The sequence below is a fragment of the Patulibacter sp. NPDC049589 genome, assembly GCF_040675535.1.
GTDB lineage: Bacteria > Actinomycetota > Thermoleophilia > Solirubrobacterales > Solirubrobacteraceae > Patulibacter.
Genome location: NZ_JBFAPC010000278.1, coordinates 1 through 4,091 on the forward strand (window position 1 = coordinate 1; position 4,091 = coordinate 4,091).

General features: G+C 71.4%; 3 protein-coding genes and 1 pseudogene. 2 read left to right on the top strand and 2 right to left on the bottom strand.

Going from position 1 to position 4,091, the window contains the following annotated elements; translation table 11 throughout:
- Positions 1-360 (top strand): annotated as a pseudogene (locus AB0L40_RS26925) (RNA polymerase subunit sigma); the annotation flags it as partial.
- A gap of 1 nt (position 361) precedes the next feature.
- On the opposite strand, the gene AB0L40_RS26930 reads toward AB0L40_RS26925, so the two are convergent.
- A complete protein-coding gene (locus tag AB0L40_RS26930; protein WP_364361753.1) occupies positions 362-1,528 on the bottom strand; it encodes an acyl-CoA dehydrogenase family protein in 1,167 nt (388 codons plus the stop codon).
- 131 nt (positions 1,529-1,659) lie between these two features.
- Here AB0L40_RS26930 and AB0L40_RS26935 point away from each other — a divergent pair, with 131 nt between their 5' ends.
- Positions 1,660-1,896 carry an MEDS domain-containing protein gene (locus tag AB0L40_RS26935; RefSeq protein WP_364361755.1) on the top strand — a complete coding sequence of 79 codons (237 nt, stop codon included), beginning with the start codon at positions 1,660-1,662 and terminating at the stop codon, positions 1,894-1,896.
- Here the strand turns inward: AB0L40_RS26935 and typA are convergent.
- The gene (gene typA / locus AB0L40_RS26940; RefSeq protein ID WP_364361757.1) at positions 1,893-3,737 is read right to left on the bottom strand and encodes a translational GTPase TypA; all 1,845 of its coding nucleotides are present in this window, start codon (positions 3,735-3,737) and stop codon (positions 1,893-1,895) included. The genes AB0L40_RS26935 and typA overlap by 4 nt on opposite strands.
- Positions 3,738-4,091 lie beyond the last annotated feature (354 nt).

The window sequence follows — 4,091 nt, forward strand, 5'->3', positions numbered from 1 at the left end:
CCGTCGGTGCGGGAGCGGGCCCTCTGGTGCCTGCTGCGGGAGTCGTCGGCGAAGGTGGGCGCGGTGCTGGCGCTCAATGTCGAGGACCTGGACCTGGCCGACCGCAGCGCCCGGGACGGGACGATCGTCTGGCGCTCCGGGACGGCGCGGCTGCTTCCGGAGTTGATCGCCGGGCGTACCCGGGGGCCGCTCTTCCTTTCTGATCGGCGGCCCGGGCCGGGCCGCCGACCCGCGGAAGGTGATCTCTGCCCGGAGACCGGACGGCGGCGCCTCTCCTACGAGCGCGCCGAATACCTGTGCAAACAGGCGACCGGCGGAAGTCTCGGCCGCATGCGCCAGGCCCTTGCCGGGCTTGCCTGACTCAGCGGTAGGCCGCGTGGCCGGTCAGGGTCTGGCCGATGACCAGGGTGTGGATCTCGGACGTGCCCTCGTAGGTGAGCACCGACTCGAGGTTGTTGGCGTGCCGCAGCGGCGAGTACTCGAGGGTGATGCCACTGCCACCGAGGATGGTGCGGCACTCGCGGGCGATGGACAGCGCCGTGCGTACGTTGTTGAGCTTGCCGACGCTGATCTGGTGCGGCTTGATCGCACCGGCGTCCTTGAGCCGGCCGAGGTGCAGGGCGAGCAGGGTGGCGGTGCTCAGGTCGACCGCCATGTTCGCCAGCTTCTCCTGGGTGAGCTGGAAAGCGGCGATCGGCCTGCCGAACTGGATGCGGGAGTTGGCGTAGTCGAGCGCGGCACGCAGCGCGTCACGGCCGGCGCCGGCGGAGCCGAAGACGATGCCGAAACGGGCCTCGCTCAGGCAGCTCAGCGGGGCGCCCAGGCCGCGGGCCTCGGGCAGGCGGGCCGAGTCCGGCAGCCGGACCTCGTCGAGGATCAGCTCACCGGTGATCGAGGCGCGCAGCGAGAGCTTCTGCTTGATCGTGCGGCTGGTGAAGCCGGGTGTGCCACGCGGGACCAGGAAGCCGCGGATGCCGTCCTCGGTCTGCGCCCAGACGGTGGCGATGTCCGCGATGCTGCCGTTGGTGATCCACATCTTGGTGCCGGTGAGGATCCAGTCGTCGCCATCACGCACCGCCCGGGTGCGCATGTTCGCCGGGTCGCTGCCGAAGTCCGGCTCGGTCAGGCCGAAGCAGCCGATCGCCTCGCCGGCCGCCATCCGGGGCAGCCACTCCTGCTTCTGCTCCTCGGAACCGAACTTCCAGATCGAGAACATCGCGAGCGAGCCCTGTACGGAGACGAAGCTGCGCAGGCCGGAGTCGCCGGCCTCCAGTTCGAGACAGGCCAGACCGTACGCGACAGCGCTGGTCCCGGCGCAGCCGTAGCCGTCCAGGTGCATCCCGAGGACGCCGAGCTTGCCCAGCTCAGGGGCCAGCTCACGGGGGAAGGTGCCGGCCTCGAACCACTCGGCGACGAACGGCCGGACCCGATCGGCCACGAACCGTCCGACCGTCTCCTGGATCTGCCGTTCCTCGTCGCTGAGCAGTCCGTCGATGTCGAGCAGGTCGAGCGGGTCGGTGCCGGTCATGGGTCCTCCTAGTGCGTCGGTTACCTCGGATTCTGCACCGGCTGACCCCCGATTCAGCGATACCGCCCCCGCCTGCCCGGAAAGTACGGTGAGCCGGACATCGACCAGCGGGGCCGCCCGAAGGGGGTGTGATGGCCGAGACCGGCCCACTCGATCGGCTCACGCCGGGCGACCACGTGTGCCTGATCTTCGACGACGAGCCGCAGCGGACCCGCAGCGTCGCCGGCTACATCCAGGCCGGCCTGCGCGACCATCACCGCATCCTCTACCACGGGCCGGGTGGCGACCGGGTCGAGGCGGAGCTGACCGCGCAGGGCGTCGATGTGCGCCCGGTTGTCGACCGGGGTGAGCTGCGGGGTGCTGCCTAGGCCTTCGGCGCGTCGCCGCGCTTCTTCTGCTTCTGGGCCTTCTGGCGCTCGCTGGTGTTCAGCACGTTCTTGCGCAGCCGGACGTTCTTCGGCGTCACCTCGACGCACTCGTCGTCGGCGATGAACTCGAGCGCCTGGTCGAGCGTCATCTCGCGCGGCGGCACGATCTTGACGAGCTCCTCCGACGTGGCGGAGCGGATGTTGGTGACCTTGCGCTCGCGGACGGCGTTGACGTCCAGGTCCTCGGCGCGCTTGTTCTCGCCGATGACGGAGCCCTCGTAGACCTCGTCGCCGACGGAGACGAAGAGGGTGCCGCGGTCCTGCATCGAGATCACGGCGTAGCCGGTGATCTTGCCGGTGCGGTCGCAGACCATCGAGCCGGCCTGGCGGGAGCGGATCTCGCCGGCCCACGGTGCCCAACCGTCGAAGATCGAGTGCATCATGCCCGCGCCGCGGGTCGTGGTCAGGAACTCGGTGCGCACGCCGATCAGGCCACGCGCCGGGATCCGGAAGTCCATGCGGATCCAGCCGGTGCCGTGGCCGCTCATGCCGAGCATCTGGCCCTTGCGCTCGGCCATCAGCTGCGTGATCGCGCCCAGGTGCTCCTCGGGCGTGTCGATCGTGACGGCCTCCTGCGGCTCCTCGCGCTTGCCGTCCTCGGCGGTGCGGACGAGGACGCGCGGCTTGCCGACCGTCATCTCGAAGCCCTCGCGACGCATGTTCTCCACGAGGACGGCCAGCTGCAGCTCGCCGCGGCCGTGGACCTCCCACGTGTCCGGGCGCTCCGTCGGCTCGACCTTCAGCGACACGTTGCCGATGAGCTCCGCCTGGAGGCGGTTCTCGATCATGCGGGCGGTGAGCTTGTCGCCCTCGCGGCCGGCCATCGGCGACGTGTTGACGCCGATCGTCATCGCCAGCGACGGCTCGTCGACCGTGATGTTCGGCAGCGGGCGCGGGTCCTCGATGTCCGTCAGGGTGTCGCCGAGCTGGATCTCGGGGAAGCCGGCGATGGCGGCGATCTCGCCCGGGCCGATCTCCTCGGCCGGGACGCGCTCGAGGCCCTGGGTCTTGAAGAGCTCGCCGACCTTGGCCTTGACCTGCGTGCCGTCGCGCTTGACCCAGAGGACCTGGTCGCCGCGCCGCAGCGTGCCGTGGGCGATCTTCGAGATCGCGAGGCGGCCGAGGTACGGGGACGCGTCGAGGTTGCCGACCTGCGCCTGCAGCGGGTGCTCGGGGTCGAACGTCGGGGCGGGGATCGCCTCGAGGATGCCGTCGAGCAGCTCGGCGAGGTCCTCGCCCAGCTCGTCCGGGCGGATGCCGGCGCGACCGTCGCGACCGATGGCGTAGTAGACCGGGAACTCGAGCTGGTGGTCCTTGGCGTCGAGCTCGAGGAAGAGCTCCTCGACGTCGGACACGACCTGCTCGATCTGCGCGTCGGGGCGGTCGATCTTGTTGACGACCAGGATCACCGGCAGGTCGGCCTCGAGCGCCTTGCGCAGCACGAAGCGCGTCTGGGGCAGCGGACCCTCGGCCGCGTCGACCAGCAGGACGACGCCGTCGACGAGGGCCAGGCCGCGCTCGACCTCGCCGCCGAAGTCGGCGTGGCCGGGGGTGTCGACGATCGTGACCGTCGTGTCGCGCCACTGGATGACCGTGTGCTTGGCGAGGATGGTGATCCCGCGCTCGCGCTCCTGGTCGTTGGAGTCCATGATGCGGTCGGAGTCCTCGCCGCGGTGCAGCGCGCCGGACTGACGCAGCATCGCGTCGACGAGGGTGGTCTTCCCGTGGTCGACGTGGGCGACGATGGCGACGGTTCGGAGGTCTGTACGTGCGGAAGGCATTCCCGGCAAAGGATAGGGACCCGACGGCCCCGACCCCCCGGCGGTCCCGCTGCGGGTCTTGACACGGACGCAACATGCCGGTAGTTGGCGGCCCGGCCCGGCGGGTGGCGGGACCGCGTTCGGCGCGACGGCCGGTCGGCCGGGCGGAGCGGTGGGACGGTCGGGCGAGCGGGCTCCGGCGGGAGCGGCGGGACGGTCGGGGCGCGGGGCCCGGCGGGAGCGGCGGGCGCGAGGTGCGAAGGTCCCCGCGGGGTCGGTGCGGGCCCGGGAACCGGCGTCCCGCGCCGCGGCCCCGACTAGGCTGCGGGGCATGACGCGGGCCCACCTCGGCCGGTCGCGGGGCGCCGCGATCGG